Raw genomic sequence first — 19,154 nt, 5'->3', positions numbered from 1 at the left:
CGAGCATAGCACCGCAAAGGATTTACTGCAGACAGGGGGCGCGCGAGCTTAGGGCTTCAGGGCTTGGGCTCGACCTGATCGAGCCACTCGCCGAACATCCGGCAGGCGGCGGCTTCCAGTGCGGGGCCAAACTGCGCGGTTTCGGCGCGCAACCGGCGCGCATCGATTCCATGGCCGACAAGCTCGCCGGCATTCCCGATCAGCCAGGGCTCGAAGCGATCCGTGCGAATTTCCGGATGACATTGCAAGCCGAGCACATGGTTGCCCCAACTGAACGCCTGGTTCTCGCAGGCCGGCGTGGAGGCAAGACGCGTGGCGTTGTCAGGGAGATCGAAGGTATCGCCATGCCAATGCAGCATGGAGGTCTGCACGCCGTCCAGATGACGCACCGGCGAAGCGCGACCGGCATCGGTCAGCGTGAGCGGCGTCCAGCCGAGTTCGGTATGCCCGGCGGGATAAACCCGTGCGCCGAGCGCACGCGCGATCAGTTGAGCGCCGAGGCAAATGCCGAGCGTCGGCAAACCCGCGGCAATGCGTTTTTCGATGAGCGACAGCAACGGCACGAGCGTCGGATAAAGCGCGTCGTCGGTGGCGCTGATCGGCCCGCCGAGAACGACCATGACCGACGCGGAAACCGGATTCGGCGCCTCGATGCGGCCTAAGCCGACGTCGAGATAACGGACCGGACGGCCGCGCTCGCCGAGCACCAGCTCAAGACTGCCCAGATCCTCGAAGTGCACATGGCGAATGGCCAGAACTTCGCGATTCATCGGCCTGACCCACCTTCAGGTTGACTAAAGACTTGCCGCGACGCGGCGCCGATCGGCTTGAGCTCGCCCATGCGACCCCAAGCCGGCTTGGCAGTGTAGCGGATTGCGCCGGAAGAAGCTGCCTTACTGGGCGAAGATCTTCCAGGTCTTTTTCTGGGTGGCGACGTCGGCGATTTCGTAGACCGAGCAATCCAGACGCACGTTCGTGTCCGACATGTTCATGTCGAGCAGCGAGCAGTGATGCGGCGTCTTCTTCGGATTCTTGCTCGGCTCGAAGTGCGCGCAGCTCAGGCACATGCGATGCGGCGGAATCGTGCCTTGCGCTTCCAGTTGATGGACCGTCTTGAGCAACGTGCGATAAAACACCGACTGCTCGTCGTCACGCAACGTGCCGACCGCTTTCGCGAGGAAGTCCGGCCATTGCGCGGCGCGCTTCGCGGCGGTACGGCCACGTGCCGTCAGACGAACCGCGAGCGCCCGGCCGTCGTCGAGGGCGCGGCGCTTTTCAACCAGACCCTTGGTTTCGAGCGTGCTGACCGCATCGCTCGTGGTCGCTGCGGTCAGAGCCGTTTCACGGGCGATCTCGCCGAGGCGCATCGGCCCCTTGCGTTGCATCAGCAGGACGAGAATTTCGCCTTGCGTCGGAGTGAGACCCGCGCCTTCGGCCCATTCCCAAGCCTGGCTTCGCATCGCCGTGCTCAATCGCAAGAGGCTGTGGGTCACCCGCCCGGCTGCCTGTTCTCCGTATACGCCTTCGCTCATAATCTTCGATTCGTTTATTTACAGCTTTGGCTCAAGACCGGCGACTTGCTCGCCGACCACGCCCGCGGCCTGTGGGGGTAGCCTTGCCCAGCTGCGGACAAGACGGTTTCTACTATCTCAAAAATTTGCCGCCTGATCACAGCCAAGGCAGCGAAAACGACATTCTATGCGAGAGCGGCGAATCGTACAGCTAACTTATCCAAGGCAAGCTGTGGATAACCACAGGAAAACCTGGGGACGGCTTGTGCAGCGATTCTTGATAAGCATCCAGGCGATCTTTTTGCCCGCTGAAGTTGTCCTTGTATACCGGCGGCGTCTGGCTCGCGTTCCGTCCAGTTATGGTTTACGCAGCGCGTTGACTTTGCAGGGAATTATTCAGTTGTCCACAGCCCAGGGGGATGCTTGTTAACTACTACTACGTTGGTATACGTTAACTTTATAAAAACCTGAAAGACGTCGGGCTGGAAAAATAAATGACATAAAAAAACCCGCTCGAAGCGGGTTTCCTTACGGTTTGACGTAATCCGTTCTGCAGCCGATCAGGCTCGCCATTGCAAACATTGCTGACGGACAGCTTCGTGCAAGGATTTTTCCTTCTCGAACACACCACGCAACCAGGTCGCGTCGTTCACCTGCCCACGCGCGATCGCGCCGATCTCGGCAAGCGCATTACCCGAGCCCAATGCTTCGGCATGCGGTGCAATCAGATCGAGCGTTTCGACAATGTCTTCGGAAATCGTCTTGCGTTCGCCGGTTTGCGGATTGATGCAGACGCCGGCCAGACCGAAGCGGCACGCTTCGAAGCGATTGAAGGTGTAGACGAGGTAATCGTCTTCCTGCGGTGCGATCGGTTTGTCGAGCAACAGATGCCGCGCCAGCGTCTGGATGTAGCAGGCAATCGCCGCCGCGCGATCCACCGAGAGCGGCGTGTCCATCACGCGGACTTCGATCGTGCCGAATCCCGGCTTCGGCCGGATATCCCAGTAGAAATCTTTCATGCTGTTGACCACGCCCGTGTGGACCATCTTCGAGAAATACTCCTCGAAGCTGTCCCACGTCAGCACGAACGGCGCGCGGCCCGACAGCGGGAACGCGAACACGGAATTCAGGCGTGCCGAATGAAAGCCAGTGTCGACACCTTGCACGAACGGCGACGAAGCGGACAACGCGATGAAATGCGGAATGAAGCGCGACATGGAATGCAGCAGATACAGCGCGCTGTCCGGATCAGGACAGCCAATGTGCACGTGCTGCCCGAACACCGTGAATTGCTTGGCCAGATAGCCGTACAACTCGGAAAGGTACTGAAAGCGCGGCGTGTCGACGATCTGCCGCTCGCTCCATTGCTGGAACGCGTGCGTGCCGCCACCGCACAAACCCACGTTCAGATGATCCGCCGCGGACACCAGCGTGTCGCGAATCTTGCGCAAATCGGTGACGGCCTGCTCGTGCGTCGTGCAGATACCGGTCGACAGCTCGATCATGCTTTCGGTAATTTCCGGCGTGATATTGCCGGGAATTTTTTCGTCCTTGATGAGGCGCAGCAGATCCGAGCCGGCTTTGGTCAGATCATAGTCGTGCGTGTTGACGATCTGCATCTCGAGTTCGACACCGAAGGTAAACGGTTTCGAATCGATGAAGGGTTCGAGTGACATAGCGTCCCCTGTGTCAGTCGGCCGGGAAGTTGTCGCCTGCCCGGCCGTTTTTTGAATCGAATAACTCGAGTAAGTCGAATCAGGCGGATGAAACGTCGAGTAGCGCCGCTGCGCTTACTCTTCGCGCCGCTCGGCCACGAGCGCGAGACTGCGATAGACGAGCCACGGCCCGAGAATCTGCAGCACGAAAATCGAACACATCACGATGGCGCGCAGTTGCGGGTCGAAATTCGGATACAGGTTGTACGTATCGTCGACCAGCAGATACGCGAGCGCCGACATGGGCGATAACGATAAACCGAGCGCTATGCCCTGCTTCCAGTTCAAGCCGCTCGGTTTCGCAAAGGCCAGCACGCCAACCAGTTTCGCTACAAGACGCGCAACGATCAGGCCCAATGCCGCGACACCGCCGAGCGCAATATCTTTCCATTCGAACGAAGTTAGCGTCAGCACAAACAGAATCACCGTCAGCAACCAGCCGGCCGTGCCGAAATGCTCCGGCCACAATTGCGGACGCGCCTCGTGATTTTTCACGATGATGCCGGCTGCGAGCAGCGCCAGAATCGTCGACAGTTTGAACAGATGCGCAACCGCGATCGCCAGCAACACGAGGCCAAACAGCGCAACAAACGAGTGTTCGTCCTGCATGTTCAGACGGCGATAAAAGAACGTGCAGGTGCGCGCCAGCAGATACGCGAGCACGAGCGAGCCGACCAGCAGATACAGCGGTTGCAGGATGGTGGCGAAAACATTGCCGTAAGCCTCCTGATGCAACCAGCTCGACACCAGCTTTTCGATCACCACGGCGTACATGCTGTTCAACGCGGTCAAGGTCAGCATGCGTTGCGTGACCTGGCCTTCCGCGCGCAATTCCGTTTTGAGCTGGATCACCATGGCGGGCGAGGTGGCCATGGCGATCGCGGCGAGCACCGTCGCCACGATGACCGGCACGTTCAGCAACAGCAACACCGGCAATACCAGTGCGAACGTCAGCGTGGCTTCCGCCACGCTCGACAGAATCAGCCACGGGTTGCGGCGAATCCAGCGCAAATCGAGCCGGCTGCCGAGTTCGAACAGCAGCAAACCGAGCGCGACGTCGAGCAAAGGCCGCGCGGCGCTGGCGGAATCGGCATCGATCACGCCCGAACCGGCCGCCCCGGCGATGAGACCAATCACCGCATAGCCGGAAATACGCGGCAGACGCCACGCGCGATAGCACAGTTCACCGCACAGGCCGGCGGCAAGCAAGGCGAGACCCGCCCAAAAAATGGCGTCGGGTGCGAGAGGCCAGGCCGGAAAGAATGAAAACGCCGACTTCATCGTGATGGGTTCTCCTTGGCAGCAACGGCAGGCGACACGAACCGGCGCGAACACCGGCGAGCGGGCCGGCGCATGAGGCGCTCACAGTCGCGACCGCTTCGCGTGACCCGCGTTGCGAGTTTTTCAACGATCGGATGATCTGAATGCACCGCAGCCGCTGGGAGCCGGGCGCATTCCTGAGTGCGGCCGTAGCAACCGGTCCGGCACGGTGAAAGAACGCCGGCGACTTTGAATCAGATTCTGATTGACCGCCACCGTTCCGTTGCTGCGTGTGCCGGTATGGGCAAGGCACGACGCGGAAAAGAACGGCGATTGTGCCATAGGTTTTTCAGACTTGATCGAAAAGGCGCGAACATGCAGGCAAAGCGGTAAAAACGTACGTTATCTCCGCAGCACGAGGAAAAAGCGACCGTTTTGAGATGAACTTGCGGTGTTCAGGCGACCAGTTTGAAGAGGCGAGATGTGTTTTTCGGGAAGGCTCGCCGTCTATTTTTCGGCGGTTTGGGAGAGCTTTTCGATGACGACCGCTTTCCAGCTCGTCTCGGTCTTTCTGTTTACAGGTTTACCGTATGTATACGTAGTAACAGTTAACAAGCTGCCTCGGTTTCTGTGGATAACTCCTGTTTACCGAAATGAATCATCAGCTTGCCGACGGCATAACCAGATGTACAGCGTGTGCGGGAACGGCGGGTATACAAGGGTAACTTTTGGCGATTTTCGTCGGCGGCAAAGTTACCCCGTTTACGTCCACAACGGCTCCACATGAGTTTCGCAGGTTAACCGCAAGCTTATCCACAGGCTTCAGTGGGTAACTTTATCCACGAGTAAACACAGCTCGGCACGCGGTTAACTCAACTCGCGCTGCCCTGACGTAACGCACGCAACAGGAAGCGAGCCGGGTCGATGTCTTCGGCCAGATCTCGTTCGAGCGGCCACGGTTCGCCTTCCAGTTGGGACGCGATCAGTTCAGCGCCGAGCGCCGCCCACACCAGGCCGCGGGAACCGTAGGCGAAGGCGCCGTACAAGCCGTCCGTGCGCGGCAGGTCGAGCGGCCAGGCGCCACGCAGACGTTGGGCGTCGCGAGCTGCGAGAGTTTCGTCGGCGAGCTGGCCGATCATCGGCATGCGATCGCTGGTGACGCAGCGGAAGGCAACGCGGCCGGCCATGGGTCCGACTTGAGCAGCGACGTGCGACGCAACTCCCGCGAACGCCGGCAGCATCTGCGCGACGCGCTCGAGGTTTTCCAGGTGGCCGTCCGCACGCAGCGCTGTATCGGGATCGTCCAGCTCGTAGGTGGCGCCGGTTAGCGTGACGCCGTCGGCGAGCGGCACCGCGTAGCCTTCGCCGATAACCGGCAGCGCCAGCGGCGCAACCGCACCGGCCGGGAGCAAGGTCAATTGGCCGCGGATGCTGCGCGTCGGCGCATGTCGCAAACCGGCGATACGCGCGGCATCGTGCGCATTGGCGACGATCACGACCGGCGCGCGCGCCACCGCCTGCCCCGACGTGTCGAACACGGCCCATTGGTCGCCATCCCGTTCGATTCGCGCGACGTCCACGCCGAAGCGGCGTTCGAGCAGGCTGCCCGCCGCGGCGCATTGCGCGGCGCACAGCGACGCCGGATCGATCCAGCTGCCGTGGGGAAAGAACCAGCCGCCGCGTGCGAGCCGCATGCCGGCAAGTTGCTGCGCGTCTTGCGCCGACACGGGCGTCACATAGTCGGACGGATAGCCGAACGCGGCGATCGTGTCGCTGATCGAGCGGGCTTCTTCGTCGTCCGCGGCAATCTGCAACAGGCCTGGCACGCCGCGTAACAGCCGATGGCCTTGCCGTTCGAGCTCGGCCCAGCGCCTGAGCGTGTACAGAAAGCCCGCACGCGTCACGCGCGACGCGACGCTGTCGTCGCGCGAGATCATGGGATGGAACACGCCGGCGGGGTTTCCCGACGCCTCTTGCGCCACCGACGCATGCCGCTCCAGCGACGTCACGCGCCAGCCGCGCGCCGCGAGCCGCTCGATCACCGCGCAGCCCGCGAGCCCCGCGCCGATCACGACCGCATGCCGTTCCTGCACCGCGAGCGGCGCCGGCGGTTCATAGCGCCGCACGCGCCAGCGCGGCGCGAAGTGGCCGACCAGCATCGCCCGTTTCCAGCCGAAGCCGTCCACCTTGCGGTATTCGAAGCCGCATTGCGTCAACGCGCGCTTAATGTCGCCGGCACTGCTGTAGGTGGCGAAGGTCGCGCCCTCGCCAGCCAGACGCGCGAGCGACTTGAAGATCGCCGGGGTCCAGAGTTCCGGGTTTTTGGCCGGCGCGAAACCGTCCAGATAGAACGCGTCGGCACGTAGTCTCAACGCGGGCAAGCTCTCGAGCGCGTCGCCGAATACCAGGGTGAGCACGACGCGGCCGTCGTCGAATTCGAGCCGGTGCGTACCCGGAACCAGCATCGGCCAGGCGTCGGCGAGCGTTGCCGCCAGCGCGCTAATGGTCGGGTCGGAGATTGTTTTCGCGTAGACGCTACGCAGATCGTCCAGAACGAACGGATGCTTCTCGGTCGACACGAAATGCAGCCGCTCGCAGCGCGCCGGGTCGGCGCGCCATGCGGCCCAAGTCATCAGAAAGTTGATGCCCATGCCGAAACCGGTTTCGAGCACGGTGAAAACGCGGCGCTTTTGCCAGCGTTCCGGCAGCGCATTGCCGCGCAGAAAAACGTATTGAGATTGCTCGAGACCGCCAACGACGCTGTGATAAATGTCGTTATAAAGCGGTGAATAAAGCGAGCCGTTGTCGCGATAGGCAACGACGGCGGGGATCAGCGGATCGGTCATGCGGGACGGAAATGGACGCTTGCGAGAGCGGGTCGAACGTTACCGTCCGCGCGCGCCGCTCGCCGGACGGCGAAAAGGACGCGCCGAGCGTTGGCAAAAACCAACGCCAAGCCCCGTCCATACTGGGTTTCAGCCATCTGCGGAGGGCGCCGACAGCAAAAATTGCGGTTTCCTTGCAATATCGGCCCCGGAACCGCGTAAATCTTCGAAACCCTTATCCTGATTGGGTTTGCGCTGCGCTATCATAGCAAGCGCCGCGAAGGGAGCGGCAGCACGGCCGCCAGGCAGTCATCTGCCGGGTGCTCAGGTCCGGAGGGGATCCGGAGCCGCAGCTGCTCGACGGCGCGGCCCGCGCACGTATAATCGGCGCGTTCGCGCTGTTCGTGTCAACCTAAACTCAGAAAGGAACCTTAATGAACAAACAGGAACTGATCGACGCCGTCGCAGGACAGACGGGCGCCAGCAAGGCTCAAACCGGTGAAACGCTGGACACGTTGCTTGAAGTGATCAAGAAGTCTGTGTCGAAGGGCGACGCGGTCCAGTTGATCGGCTTCGGTAGCTTCGGTTCGGGCAAGCGCGCAGCACGTACGGGTCGTAACCCCAAGACCGGCGAGACTATCAAGATCCCGGCCGCCAAGACCGTCAAGTTCACGGCTGGTAAGGCGTTCAAGGACGCAGTCAACAAGCGCTAAGCAGATTACTGCCCGGCAGTTGACACCCGCCAACGGCGGGTTTTTTTCGTCTACTGGTTTTGCGGTAGCTGGTTGAACCGCGTCGACGTGTGTCGTGTCGCGGTTCAACCTTCAGGTGCGGGCAATTAAGCTCGCCTAGTCGTGACGGTGGATGATTTCACCGTGACCGTCGTGATCGTGGCCGTGGTGGTCGTGACTGTGATCATGGCCGTGATGATCGTCTTCGTCGAAGTCCCATGTCGGGAACGGATCCGTGAACTGCTGCCACGCTTGCGGCCCCAACGCGTATTCGTCGTCGGTCAGCAGGCAGGCGTCGAACTTCGCCTTCCACACCGCCGGTTCGATACCGACGCCGATCATCACCAGTTCCTGGCGTCGATCGCCGATGCTCAGATCGTCCGGATCGCCGTGCCAGTCGGCGGCGATTTCCGCGGCCAGTTCGTCGTCGCCGTCCGGCCATTCGCTACGGTCCTGCGCCGCCCACCACATGCCCGCCGGACCATGCCGGCAAGCGCCGCCGGCCTGCGAGAGCGAACCGGCGATATCGTTACGCGTTGCCAGCCAGAAGAAGCCTTTGCTGCGCAGAACGCCCTTCCACTCCTGATGCAGCAGCGCCCACAGACGTTCCGGATGGAACGGCCGGCGCGCCCGGTAAATGAAATTGCCGATGCCGAATTCGTCCGCTTCGCCGTGATGCGCATGACCGTGCTCGTGATCATGTTCGTGATTCAGCGACGCCAGCCAGCCCGGCGCGCTCGACGCTTCGTCGAAATCGAAACGGCCGGTGTTCAGCACTTGCGCGAGCGGCACTTCGCCAAACCGGCTGACCACTTGGACCGCGCGCGGGTTGATGCGGGCGAGGATGCGTTGCAAACGCGTGAGCTCGTCGGCGCCGACGAGGTCGGCCTTATTCACCACCAGCACGTCGCAGAATTCGATCTGCTCGATCAGCAGCTCGACCAGCGTGCGATCGTCTTCTTCGGTCGCGGCAATGCCGCGCTCGGCGAGCGCCTCGGCGGAACCGTAGTCGCGCAGGAAGTTGAACGCGTCGACCACGGTCACCATCGTATCGAGCCGCGCGACGTCGGAGAGCGACGCGCCGTCGTCATCGACGAAGGTGAAGGTCTCGGCGATCGGCATGGGCTCGGCCACGCCGGTCGATTCGATCAGGATCGCGTCGAAACGCTGCTCGCCGGCAAGGCGCTTGATCTCCTTCAGCAGGTCGTCGCGCAGCGTGCAGCAGATACAGCCGTTCGACAGCTCGACCAGTTGCTCTTCGACATGCGAGAGCGCGGCGGCGTCGCGCACGAGGGTGGCGTCGATATTGACGGCGGCCAGATCGTTGACGATCACGGCGACGCGCAAGCCGGCGCGATTCGCGAGGATGTGGTTCAGGAGCGTCGTCTTGCCGGCGCCCAGAAAACCGGAGAGCACGGTGACGGGCAGTAGCGGCTGGTTCATCGCAGTACGGGAAACAAAGAGATTGGAAGGCGTGCCGGGCGTGGGTCGCATGACCGCGCGACCGCCATGGCGGTCGCAACGCGACGGCAGCACGAAGCCGCATTGTGCATCAAAACGGGCCACGGCCGTCTGGCGAGCCAGATCGCCGCATGGCTGAAACGACGCAGAGGCTGAAGTTGAAGCTGAAGCGCATGACCGAACGGCCATACGAAAGATCGCCTATATAACAATAGCGATCCAATATGGATAAGACAGACTCGCTCAGTTACCGTGCGGCCGGCATCAGATTCCACTTGCGCAGAATCGCGGCGATCTGCATCGCATACTTATCACGCAGCGCCGGTGTTTCCGAGTGATACGCGCCGATCGCTTGCCAGGTGTTGCCGTACTTGTTCATCTGACGGCGCAGGTGCCATGCGGCGATGTAGACGTTCTTGCACGGCTCCATCAGCGTGCCCTGCGAGATGCCGTATTGCGCGAGCACCGGCAAATGAATCGAGTTGATCTGCATAACGCCGTAGTCGGTCGAACCGTTGGCGTTCTTATGCTGGGCATCGGGCCGGTTGTGCGACTCCTGCCACGCAATAGCACGCAGAATCAACGGATTGACCTTTTGATACTTCGCGGCTTCGTCGAAACAGTCGGCGCGCGCCTGCCCTGCTGCGGCCAGCACGGCAAGTCCTGCGACGACAGTGACGAAGGCTCGTTTCATCGGTCAAGACGACTAAGTAAAGCGCAAGGGTAAGGTTTGGTAAGGCGGTTCGTCGGCCATACTTCAGCCGCTTGCAGCCGTCGAGCCCGGCTGGCCGGGCGTTTGTCGGGCATCGGGGAAAACCCGCGTCGGCAAGCCGCAACTGCTGACTCGAACGGCTCGTATCATACCGACAGGCAGACTCGCGTCAAGTTAGCTAACAGACATAAGCATGTGAAAACAAGGCGCTGCGTCATTCGCGCCCAATCTCGCACGAGCTTTCATTTGATTGACGAGCGCAAACAGTCTTTAGAGTATTCGCACGGCGCCGTTCGTTTTGTGACAAATCCGACATGAAAAACTGTTACTGTTCATTTTTTTCGGACATAGGGTGGCCGGCAACGCGGGCGAAGTCTGTTCGCAAGGCGGCCTGGCAGACCGATAGGGCGGCGGCCTGTTCCCATGTCCGCACGGCGTGACCGTCGGCAGCTCAGGCTGCCGGCATCGAAACCACATTCCATGAGAATAAATCGTATGGCTTTGCGTCGCGTCGCAACGGCGCTGCTGGTGGCTGGCTTGATCACCGCGCAGACAGCACAGGCACAGGTGACACTGAACTTCGTGAACGCAGACATCGACCAGGTGGCCAGGGCGATCGGTGCCGCCACCGGTAAAACGATCATCGTCGACCCGCGTGTGAAGGGGCAGTTGAACCTGGTGTCGGAAAATGCAGTGCCTGAAGATCAGGCACTGAAGACCTTGCAATCGGCCTTGCGCATGCAGGGCTTCGCGTTGGTCCAGGACCATGGCGTATTGAAGGTTGTGCCGGAGGCCGATGCCAAGCTGCAAGGCGTGCCGACCTACGTCGGCAATACGCCGGTCGCGCGTGGCGATCAGGTGGTCACGCAGGTGTTCGTGCTGAAGAACGAATCGGCCAACAACCTGCTGCCGGTGCTGCGTCCGCTGATCTCGCCGAACAACACCGTGGCCGCTTACCCGGCCAACAATACGATCGTCGTCACCGATTACGCCGACAACGTACGCCGCATCGCGCAGATCATCGCGGGTGTGGATACGGCGGCGGGCCAGTCGGTGTCGGTCGTGCCGCTGAAGAACGCGAACGCGATCGACATCGCGCAGCAACTGACCAAGATGCTCGACCCCGGCGCGATCGGTAGCACCGACGCCACGCTGAAGGTACAGATCACCGCCGACCCGCGCACCAACTCGCTGCTGATCCGCGCATCGAACGGCGCGCGTCTCGCGGCTGCGAAGACGCTGGCGAAAGAGCTCGACGCACCGACCTCGATGCCCGGCAACATTCATGTCGTACCGCTGCGCAACGCGGACGCCACCAAGCTCGCCAAGACCTTGCGCGGCATGCTTGGTAAGGGCGACACGGGTTCGTCGGCCAGCTCGAACGACGCCAATTCGTTCAACCAGAACGGCAGCGGCGGCGGTGGCGGCGGCTTCGGCAACAATTCGACGGGCAACTCCGGCACGCCTCCGTTGCCCTCCGGCGGACTCGGCGGTGGTGGCTCGCTGGGCTCGTCGTCGTTGGGTGGCGGCGGTTCGGGCGGTGGTTACGGCTCGAACGGCGGCGCCGGTTCGGCCGGCCTGCTCGGCGGCGACAAGGACAAGGGCGACGACAATCAGCCTGGCGGCATGATTCAGGCGGATGCCGCGTCGAACTCGCTGATCATCACGGCGGCCGAACCGGTGTACCGCAATCTGCGCGCGGTGATCGACCAGCTCGATGCGCGTCGCGCGCAGGTGTATATCGAAGCGCTGATCGTCGAACTGAACTCGAACACGAACGCCAACCTCGGTATTCAGTGGCAGGTCGCGAATAGTTCGATCTATGCAGGCACCAACCTGACGACCGGCGGCGCCGGCAACAGCATCGTGAATCTGACGGGCGCGGCTGCCCTGGCTGCGGCAACCGGCGGTGCCGGCGGCCTCGCCGGCGCGCTGGGAAACAGCAACACGGGGCTGCAGCAAGGGCTTAACGTCGGCTGGATCCGCAACATTTTCGGGGTTCAGGGTCTGGGCGCCCTGCTTCAGGCGTTGTCGCAGACCGCCGACGCGAACGTGCTGTCCACGCCTAACCTGATCACGCTCGACAACGAAGAAGCGAAGATCGTCGTCGGGACGAACGTGCCGATCCAGACCGGCTCGTATTCGAACCTGACGAGCTCCACGGCGAGCTCGGCGTTCAATACCTATGACCGCGTCGACGTCGGTCTGACGTTGCACGTCAAACCGCAGATCACCGAAGGCGGCATTCTCAAGCTGCAGCTCTACACCGAAGATTCGGCGATCGTGAACGGCACGACCAATGTCACGACCAATCCGTCCGGTCCGGAATTCACCAAGCGCTCCATCCAGTCGACGGTGCTTGCCGACAACGGCGAGATCATCGTGCTCGGCGGCTTGATGCAGGATAACTACCAGGTCAGCAACAGCAAGGTGCCGCTGCTGGGCGATATTCCGTGGATCGGCCAGCTGTTCCGCTCGGAACAGAAAACGCGCAACAAGACCAACCTGATGGTGTTCCTGCGTCCGGTGATCATCAACGACAACGCCACGGCACAGGCCGTGACGTCGAACCGTTACGACTACATCCAGGGTGTGCAGGGCGCGTACAAGCAGGACAACCGCGTGATCAAGGACAACGACGATCCGGTCATGCCGCCGATGCCGATCGGTCCGAGCCAGGGCGGTTCCGCACTGAACCTGTTCGATCTCGACCAGATGCGTCGCCAGCAGATGACGCGTCCGCCGCTCAATCTGCCCCCGCCGGCCAACGGTGGCGCGGTGCAGACGAACCCGGTGCCGAGCAATAGCGGCGCGGTGCAGACCAATCCGGTGCCGTCGAACAACGGCGCGGTGCAAAGCAGCCCGACCCCGTCGACCGCGGCGCCTGGAGTGCAGCCGTGAGCACGCCGTCCACGCCGCCGTCGGCGTCGCGTGCTGCGGCGTCGACTCAAGCTTCGGCGATGCCGGGCGGCGCCGCTGCCGAGCACGTCGAACGTAGCGCGCCCTCGCCGCTCGCCGCGCGTCTCGTGCCGTACGGCTTCGCGCGCAGTGGCCAGATTCTGGTCGCGCATCAGCATCCCGACAGCCTCGAAGTCTGGATCAGCGAACGCACCAGCGAAGCCGCGCTCGCCGAAGTGACGCGCAACTTCGGCGCGGTCTCGGTGGTGCGCTTGTCGGCCGACGAACTCGCGCAGGCGATCAACCAGGCGTACGCGCGCCAGGACGGCAGCGCCGCGCAAGTGGTCGGTGAAGTGGAAGGCGAAGTCGACCTGTCGCGCTTGATGCAGGACATTCCCGAGGTCGAGGATCTGCTCGAATCGGAAGATGATGCGCCGATCATCCGCATGATCAACGCGCTGCTCACCCAAGCGGCACGCGAGCAGGCGTCGGATATTCACATCGAGCCGTTCGAGACCTCGTCGGTCGTGCGCTTTCGGGTGGACGGCACGCTGCGCGACGTCGTACGGCCGAAGAAAGCCCTGCACGGCGCGCTGATCTCGCGGATCAAGATCATGGCGCAGCTCGATATCGCCGAAAAGCGTCTGCCGCAAGATGGCCGGATCACGCTGCGCGTGGGCGGTCGTCCGGTCGACGTGCGGGTCTCGACATTGCCCACCGGTCACGGCGAACGCGCGGTGCTGCGTCTGCTGGAAAAAGATGCGTCGCGCCTGAACCTCGAAGCGCTCGGCATGGGGCGCGATACGCTGGTCAAATTCGACAAACTGATCGGCAGGCCGCACGGCATCGTGCTGGTGACCGGCCCGACCGGTTCGGGTAAGACGACCACGCTCTATGCCGCGATGTCGCGGCTCGAAACGGCGACCACCAACATCATGACGGTCGAGGATCCGATCGAATACGACCTGTCCGGCATCGGCCAGACGCAGGTCAACGAACGGATCGGCATGACCTTCGCGCGGGCGCTGCGCTCGATTCTGCGGCAGGACCCGGACGTCATCATGATCGGTGAAATCCGTGACCTCGAAACGGCGCAGATCGCGGTGCAGGCCTCGCTCACAGGCCACCTGGTGCTGGCCACCTTGCACACGAACGACGCAGCTTCGGCTGTTACGCGTTTGACCGACATGGGTGTGGAACCGTATCTGCTGGCGTCCTCGCTGCTCGGCGTGCTGGCGCAGCGGCTGGTGCGGCGGCTGTGTCCGGTATGCCGCGAAGAGCGTACCGAAGAAGACGGTAGCGTGCGCTGGCATCCGGTGGGTTGCGACAAGTGCGGGCAGTCCGGTTATGGGGGACGGCGCGGCGTGTACGAACTGCTGCTGATCGACGACGAGATCCGCTCGCTGGTTCACCGCAACGCCGCCGATTCGGAAATTCTCACGGCAGGCCGCGCGCAAGGCATGCGCACGCTGCGCGAGGACGCGGACCGTTGGCTCGAATCGGGGCTGACGTCACTCGAAGAAGTGATCCGCGTAACGGGCGGAGCGTAAGCGCATGCCGGCATTTCGTTTCGAAGCGATCGACGCGGCGGGCAAGGCGCAAAAAGGCGTGCTCGACGCGGACAGCGCGCGTGGTGCGCGGACCAATCTGCGCTCGCAGGGACTGACGCCGCTCGTCGTCGAACCGGCGGCGTCGCGCACGCGTGGCGAACGCAATCAGCGGCTGTCGCTCGGACGGCGCTTGTCGCAGCGCGAACAGGCCATCCTCACACGGCAGCTCGCGAGTCTGCTGATCGCCGGGCTGCCGCTCGACGAAGCCTTGTCCGTGCTGACCGAGCAGTCGGAGCGCGACTACATTCGCGAGCTGATGGCGTCGATTCGCGCGGAAGTACTCGGCGGCCATTCGCTTGCCAATGCGCTGACGCAGCATCCGAAAGACTTCCCCGAGATTTATCGCGCGCTGGTCGCGGCGGGTGAACACACCGGCAAGCTCGGTCTCGTGCTGTCGCGGCTCGCCGACTATATCGAGCAACGCAACGCGCTCAAGCAGAAGATCGTGCTCGCGTTCACCTATCCGACCATCGTCACGATCATCGCGTTCGGCATCGTGACGTTTCTGTTGAGTTACGTGGTGCCGCAGGTGGTGAACGTGTTCGCCAGCACCAAACAGCAACTGCCGATTCTCACCATCATGATGATGGCGTTGTCCGGTTTCGTGCGGCATTGGTGGTGGGCGGTGCTGATCGGCGTGGTCGTGATCGCGTATCTGGTGCGCTCGGTGCTCAGACAGCCCGGCCCGCGTCTCGCGTTCGACCGCTGGCTGTTGACCGCGCCGCTGCTCGGCAAACTCGTGCGCGGCTATAACACCGTGCGCTTTGCCAGCACGCTAGGCATTCTGACCGCGGCGGGCGTGCCGATTCTGCGCGCGTTGCAAGCGGCCGCCGAAACGCTCAGCAACAATGCCATGCGCGAGAACATCGACGATGCGATCGTGCGGGTGCGTGAAGGCACGTCGTTGTCGCGTGCGCTCGGCAATACGAAGACGTTTCCGCCGGTGCTGGTTCACCTGATCCGCTCGGGCGAAGCGACCGGCGACGTGACGACCATGCTCGACCGTGCGGCCGACGGCGAAGCGCGCGAACTGGAACGCCGCACGATGTTCCTGACGAGCCTGCTTGAACCGTTGCTGATTCTGGCGATGGGGGGCGTGGTGCTGGTGATCGTGCTGGCGGTGATGCTGCCGATCATCGAGTTGAACAATCTGGTGCAGTAAGGCTGGGTGAATCTGGATTGCGCAGCGGCCACCGTTGCGGCGGCCGCGCGATCAGATGAAGCATCAACTGAAGCGAAGCGGCAATTCGATGCGTTTCGCTTCAGCGCACGTAGATCGTGGGACCTGCCGGATTGGCCGGCAGAAATACTTCGGAATGCGCGCCATTGCGGTTGATGATGATGGAGCGGGCGCGGACTTCGCCGAGCGTGGCGCCTTGCATCAGCGTGCTGCCGAGCGACACTGCATGCGGCGGTTCGCCGCCGACGCTGACGATGGCCGCGGCACCTTCCGTCAACGCGAGGATGCCGAACAGATGCACGTCTTGATTGGCGTTACGCGTGAGCTGTCCGCCGAACAGCGTGGCGGCCTGGTCGGTCGAGACCTGCGCGTGCGCGGCGGCAGCGGGCAACGGCGCACCGGACAACGTGCTGAGCGTGATGACCCAGTAGGTCACCGTCGCACAAAACACGGCGAACAGTGCGAGCGACAGAAGGCGGATTTGGATAGCGTTCATACGCATCATTGTACGGACTATTGTGAAAATTGCGTTGGTTGAAAGCGTCTCGGTGTTTTCTCACAACCCTTCAACTGCGTAACATTAAAATGACCGGCCGGGCGTGTTCAATGGCAGCCTGATTGCTGACACGCGGTTCCCGCCCCGTCGAAAAAATTCCACCTGATATGAGGTAGCAAGCTATGCAACTGTCGACCACTCGCCGCAATGAAATCGCGGGTTCGCGCAGCCGTCGTCAACGTGGATTCACGCTGATTGAAATCATGGTCGTGATTGCGATTCTGGGCATTCTCGCGGCATTGATCGTACCGAAGATCATGAGTCGTCCGGATGAAGCACGGCGTGTTGCCGCGAAGCAGGACATCGGCACTGTGATGCAGGCCATGAAGCTCTACCGTCTCGACAACGGTCGTTATCCGACCCAGGAGCAAGGTCTGCGCGCGCTGATCGAAAAGCCGAGCACGGACCCGGTGCCGAACAACTGGAAAGACGGCGGCTATCTCGAACGTCTGCCGAACGATCCGTGGGGCAATGCCTATCAGTATCTGAACCCGGGCGTGCACGGCGAGATCGACGTGTTCAGCTACGGCGCGGACGGCAAGCCGGGCGGCGAAGGCAACGATGCCGACATCGGTTCGTGGCAATAAGCCGCGGGCATAGAGAAGATTTTCATGCGAGGTCCACTGCCGAACGGCCGCCGCCGCACCGCGGGTTTTACGCTGCTGGAAATGCTGGTGGTGCTGGTGATCGCGGGCTTGCTGGTGTCGTTGACCGCGCTCACGATCACGCGCAATCCACGCACCGATCTGAACGAGGAAGCGCAGCGTCTCGCGCTGCTGTTCGAATCGGCCGGGGATGAAGCGCAGGTGCGCGCGCGGCCCGTGGCATGGCAGCCGGTGGACGGCGGTTTCCGTTTCGATCTGCGTACCGAAGATGGCTGGCGTCCGCTGCGCGACGATCTGCTTGGGCCGCGCCGCTGGGAAGGCGGTGTGACGGGTGTGGCGATCAACTATCCGGGTTCGGATACGCAACCGAGCCGGGTGGTGTTCGGCACCGAGGCGATCGACGTGCCCGTGCAGATCACGCTGTTTTCGGCGGCGGGGCGCGCGACGATCGTCGGCACCGGCAATGGCCGCTACGAGGTGCACTGAGATGCGTCGTTGCAGGAGCAGGATGGCTCACGAGAAGGTCGGCCGCGCGCAGCGCGGTTTTACGATGATCGAGGTGCTGGTGGCGCTGGCGATCATCGCGGTGGCATTGGCGGCGTCGTTGCGCGCCGTGGGCAGTCTGGCGACCGGCGAAGCCGATCTGCACAAGCGCTTGCTGGCTGGCTGGAGCGCGGACAACACGTTGGCGCAATTGCATCTGACACATGGCTGGCCGAATGTCGGTTCGACGAGTTTCGATTGTTCGCAGGGTAATTTGCAGTTGATCTGTACTGAGCGTGTGACGGCGACGCCGAACCCGGTGTTTCGTCGGGTGGAAGTGATGGTGACGACGCCGGGCGGTAGCGGCAATCTTGCCCAGATGGTGACGGTGGTCGCGAATGAAACCAACCGTTCGCTCTGAGCGCCGCCGCCGATCGGGCGGGCGTGGTTTCACGCTGATCGAGCTGATGGTCGCGATTGCGATTCTCGCGGTGATTGCCGTGCTGTCGTGGCGTGGGCTCGACCAGATCATTCGTGGCCGGCAGACCATTACGAACGCAATGGAAGACGAGCGCGTGTTTGCGCAGCTGTTCGATCAGATGCGGATCGACGTGCGCCAGGCCGCGTCGGACGACGAAGCCGGACAGGCGGCGGTCTCGGTGTCGGGCAACGTGTTGCAGGTCGTGCGGCAGTTGATGTTGCCGGGCACGGCGCCGCGCTTGCAGGTGGTGCGGTATCGGATTTCCAACGGGCGGGTGGTTCGGTATGCGTCGCCGCCGTTGGGCAGTGCTGGGGATCTGCGGCGCGCGTTGCGCGGTGGAGAAGGCGATGGGTGGAGTGCTGTACCGTTGATGGGCGGGGTGGGCGCGATCAATGCGCGGTTGTATGTGCCTAAGGTTGGCTGGACGACCCAGATGGGCGATGTGCAGAATGCGATTACCGAGGCGGATAACAATCTGAAGGTGCCCCAGTTGGGGAGTGCGCCGCTGCCGCGGTCGGTGACCGGGCTCGAGGTCAGTATTGGGGCGACTTCGCTGGCGCGGCCAGTGACGCGCGTTTTTCTCGTCGGAGAATGAAATGAGGTTCTCTTTTTTGTCTCCGCGACGGTTGGTGGTTCTTCGTTCTTCTGGACGGGGGTTTTGTTTTTGTCGGTGTTCTGATTGTGTTGGCCTTTCCTTGTTTTGCTGGTGGTCTATTGGCGTTCCCCCTGTGCGGGGGGGCACCTACTTTTCTTTGCCTGCCGCAAAGAAAAGTAGGCAAAAGAAAGCGGCTCACACCGCTAATTTTGAAGCGGCCCCCTCGCGCAGCCACGGTAGTGGCTCATCTGGAATCCGTGCCGCCGCACACCCCGCGCTCGTGACAAAGCCATCATCAGCTCCGGCGGCGCTACGCGCGCCGACCGCCAGCGCTGAAAACCAGCGGGGTGCTTTCGCCTCACGCCAAGGCGAGGCCGAAGGCCGCGCTAACGCGCAAATAAACCCGCGCGTTTTTGGGAGCAACCCTTCCGACGCGCACGCAGTGCAAGACGGGATGAATGACGGCTGTGTCACAAGCGCGGAGTGTGCGGTAACACGGATTCCAGATGCACCACTACCGGCGGTGGACCA

General features: G+C 62.4%; 16 protein-coding genes. 8 read left to right on the top strand and 8 right to left on the bottom strand.

Translation table 11 applies throughout. The annotated features are described in order from the left end of the window. Positions 1-56: 56 nt before the first annotated feature. From BX591_RS15175 to mnmC, 5 genes are all read right to left on the bottom strand, one after another. Positions 57-770, bottom strand: coding sequence for a glutamine amidotransferase (locus BX591_RS15175; protein ID WP_111932244.1), 714 nt, complete (start codon positions 768-770; stop codon positions 57-59). Between the two features lie 123 nt (positions 771-893). Beyond that, entirely contained in the window at positions 894-1,532 is a 639-nt protein-coding gene (locus BX591_RS15170) for a MarR family winged helix-turn-helix transcriptional regulator (RefSeq protein ID WP_035554298.1), read from the bottom strand. Positions 1,533-2,071: 539 nt separating this feature from the next. Then, positions 2,072-3,187, bottom strand: coding sequence for a YbdK family carboxylate-amine ligase (locus tag BX591_RS15165; protein ID WP_111932243.1), 1,116 nt, complete (start codon positions 3,185-3,187; stop codon positions 2,072-2,074). A gap of 114 nt (positions 3,188-3,301) precedes the next feature. Continuing rightward, a complete protein-coding gene (locus BX591_RS15160) occupies positions 3,302-4,507 on the bottom strand; it encodes a cation:proton antiporter (protein WP_111932242.1) in 1,206 nt (401 codons plus the stop codon). An 851-nt stretch (positions 4,508-5,358) separates the two neighbouring features. Continuing rightward, positions 5,359-7,332 (bottom strand): bifunctional tRNA (5-methylaminomethyl-2-thiouridine)(34)-methyltransferase MnmC2/FAD-dependent 5-carboxymethylaminomethyl-2-thiouridine(34) oxidoreductase MnmC1, encoded by a 1,974-nt coding sequence (gene mnmC, locus BX591_RS15155; protein WP_111932241.1) that lies wholly within the window; start codon positions 7,330-7,332, stop codon positions 5,359-5,361. A 413-nt stretch (positions 7,333-7,745) separates the two neighbouring features. Here mnmC and BX591_RS15150 point away from each other — a divergent pair, with 413 nt between their 5' ends. Further along, positions 7,746-8,024: an HU family DNA-binding protein gene (locus BX591_RS15150; protein ID WP_006050811.1), complete on the top strand. Its 279-nt coding sequence runs from the start codon at positions 7,746-7,748 to the stop codon at positions 8,022-8,024. A 135-nt stretch (positions 8,025-8,159) separates the two neighbouring features. Here the strand turns inward: BX591_RS15150 and BX591_RS15145 are convergent, their stop codons facing one another. Both BX591_RS15145 and BX591_RS15140 read right to left on the bottom strand, forming a co-directional pair. Further along, on the bottom strand, positions 8,160-9,485 hold the full coding sequence (locus BX591_RS15145) for a GTP-binding protein (protein WP_111932240.1): 1,326 nt from the start codon (positions 9,483-9,485) through the stop codon (positions 8,160-8,162). A 265-nt stretch (positions 9,486-9,750) separates the two neighbouring features. After that, entirely contained in the window at positions 9,751-10,197 is a 447-nt protein-coding gene (locus BX591_RS15140; RefSeq protein WP_111932239.1) for a lytic transglycosylase domain-containing protein, read from the bottom strand. A gap of 513 nt (positions 10,198-10,710) precedes the next feature. Here BX591_RS15140 and gspD point away from each other — a divergent pair. The 3 genes from gspD to gspF are packed head-to-tail and all read left to right on the top strand — an operon-like array spanning position 10,711 to position 15,885. Then, a complete protein-coding gene (gspD, locus tag BX591_RS15135) occupies positions 10,711-13,116 on the top strand; it encodes a type II secretion system secretin GspD (RefSeq protein ID WP_111932238.1) in 2,406 nt (801 codons plus the stop codon). Next, positions 13,113-14,663 (top strand): type II secretion system ATPase GspE, encoded by a 1,551-nt coding sequence (gspE, locus tag BX591_RS15130; protein WP_111932237.1) that lies wholly within the window; start codon positions 13,113-13,115, stop codon positions 14,661-14,663. The genes gspD and gspE overlap by 4 nt, the downstream gene beginning before the upstream one ends. Before the next feature lie 4 nt (positions 14,664-14,667). Then, positions 14,668-15,885, top strand: a complete 1,218-nt coding sequence (gene gspF / locus BX591_RS15125) for a type II secretion system inner membrane protein GspF (RefSeq protein ID WP_111932236.1) — start codon at positions 14,668-14,670, stop codon at positions 15,883-15,885. Positions 15,886-15,985: 100 nt separating this feature from the next. Here gspF and BX591_RS15120 read toward each other — a convergent pair whose 3' ends face one another. After that, positions 15,986-16,399, bottom strand: a complete 414-nt coding sequence (locus BX591_RS15120) for a type II secretion system protein N (protein WP_035562549.1) — start codon at positions 16,397-16,399, stop codon at positions 15,986-15,988. Between the two features lie 182 nt (positions 16,400-16,581). Here BX591_RS15120 and gspG point away from each other — a divergent pair, with 182 nt between their 5' ends. Genes gspG through BX591_RS15100 form a run of 4 tightly spaced genes read left to right on the top strand, consistent with a single transcriptional unit; the run spans position 16,582 to position 18,623 of the window. Then, on the top strand, positions 16,582-17,046 hold the full coding sequence (gene gspG, locus BX591_RS15115) for a type II secretion system major pseudopilin GspG (RefSeq protein WP_111932235.1): 465 nt from the start codon (positions 16,582-16,584) through the stop codon (positions 17,044-17,046). A 24-nt stretch (positions 17,047-17,070) separates the two neighbouring features. Then, on the top strand, positions 17,071-17,550 hold the full coding sequence (locus tag BX591_RS15110; protein ID WP_244146979.1) for a GspH/FimT family pseudopilin: 480 nt from the start codon (positions 17,071-17,073) through the stop codon (positions 17,548-17,550). Between the two features lies 1 nt (position 17,551). Beyond that, positions 17,552-17,968, top strand: a complete 417-nt coding sequence (gene gspI / locus BX591_RS15105) for a type II secretion system minor pseudopilin GspI (protein WP_420849379.1) — start codon at positions 17,552-17,554, stop codon at positions 17,966-17,968. Then, positions 17,946-18,623 carry a PulJ/GspJ family protein gene (locus BX591_RS15100; protein ID WP_111932233.1) on the top strand — a complete coding sequence of 226 codons (678 nt, stop codon included), beginning with the start codon at positions 17,946-17,948 and terminating at the stop codon, positions 18,621-18,623. Before gspI ends, BX591_RS15100 begins: the two co-directional genes overlap by 23 nt. Positions 18,624-19,154 lie beyond the last annotated feature (531 nt).

Source organism: Paraburkholderia bryophila, assembly GCF_003269035.1.
In the GTDB taxonomy this organism is placed as follows: Bacteria; Pseudomonadota; Gammaproteobacteria; order Burkholderiales; family Burkholderiaceae; genus Paraburkholderia; species Paraburkholderia bryophila.
This window is presented reverse-complemented; position numbering and strand designations above follow the sequence as displayed.

Coding starts and splice junctions, on each gene's coding strand:
- mnmC (WP_111932241.1), bottom strand. CDS start 7,332: ATGACCGATCCGCTGATCCCCGCCGTCGTTGCCTATCGCGACAACGGC.
- gspD (WP_111932238.1), top strand. CDS start 10,711: ATGGCTTTGCGTCGCGTCGCAACGGCGCTGCTGGTGGCTGGCTTGATC.
- gspG (WP_111932235.1), top strand. CDS start 16,582: ATGCAACTGTCGACCACTCGCCGCAATGAAATCGCGGGTTCGCGCAGC.
- gspF (WP_111932236.1), top strand. CDS start 14,668: ATGCCGGCATTTCGTTTCGAAGCGATCGACGCGGCGGGCAAGGCGCAA.
- BX591_RS15150 (WP_006050811.1), top strand. CDS start 7,746: ATGAACAAACAGGAACTGATCGACGCCGTCGCAGGACAGACGGGCGCC.
- BX591_RS15175 (WP_111932244.1), bottom strand. CDS start 770: ATGAATCGCGAAGTTCTGGCCATTCGCCATGTGCACTTCGAGGATCTG.
- BX591_RS15160 (WP_111932242.1), bottom strand. CDS start 4,507: ATGAAGTCGGCGTTTTCATTCTTTCCGGCCTGGCCTCTCGCACCCGAC.
- BX591_RS15110 (WP_244146979.1), top strand. CDS start 17,071: ATGCGAGGTCCACTGCCGAACGGCCGCCGCCGCACCGCGGGTTTTACG.
- BX591_RS15120 (WP_035562549.1), bottom strand. CDS start 16,399: ATGAACGCTATCCAAATCCGCCTTCTGTCGCTCGCACTGTTCGCCGTG.
- gspI (WP_420849379.1), top strand. CDS start 17,552: ATGCGTCGTTGCAGGAGCAGGATGGCTCACGAGAAGGTCGGCCGCGCG.
- BX591_RS15165 (WP_111932243.1), bottom strand. CDS start 3,187: ATGTCACTCGAACCCTTCATCGATTCGAAACCGTTTACCTTCGGTGTC.
- BX591_RS15170 (WP_035554298.1), bottom strand. CDS start 1,532: ATGAGCGAAGGCGTATACGGAGAACAGGCAGCCGGGCGGGTGACCCAC.
- BX591_RS15100 (WP_111932233.1), top strand. CDS start 17,946: ATGAAACCAACCGTTCGCTCTGAGCGCCGCCGCCGATCGGGCGGGCGT.
- BX591_RS15145 (WP_111932240.1), bottom strand. CDS start 9,485: ATGAACCAGCCGCTACTGCCCGTCACCGTGCTCTCCGGTTTTCTGGGC.
- BX591_RS15140 (WP_111932239.1), bottom strand. CDS start 10,197: ATGAAACGAGCCTTCGTCACTGTCGTCGCAGGACTTGCCGTGCTGGCC.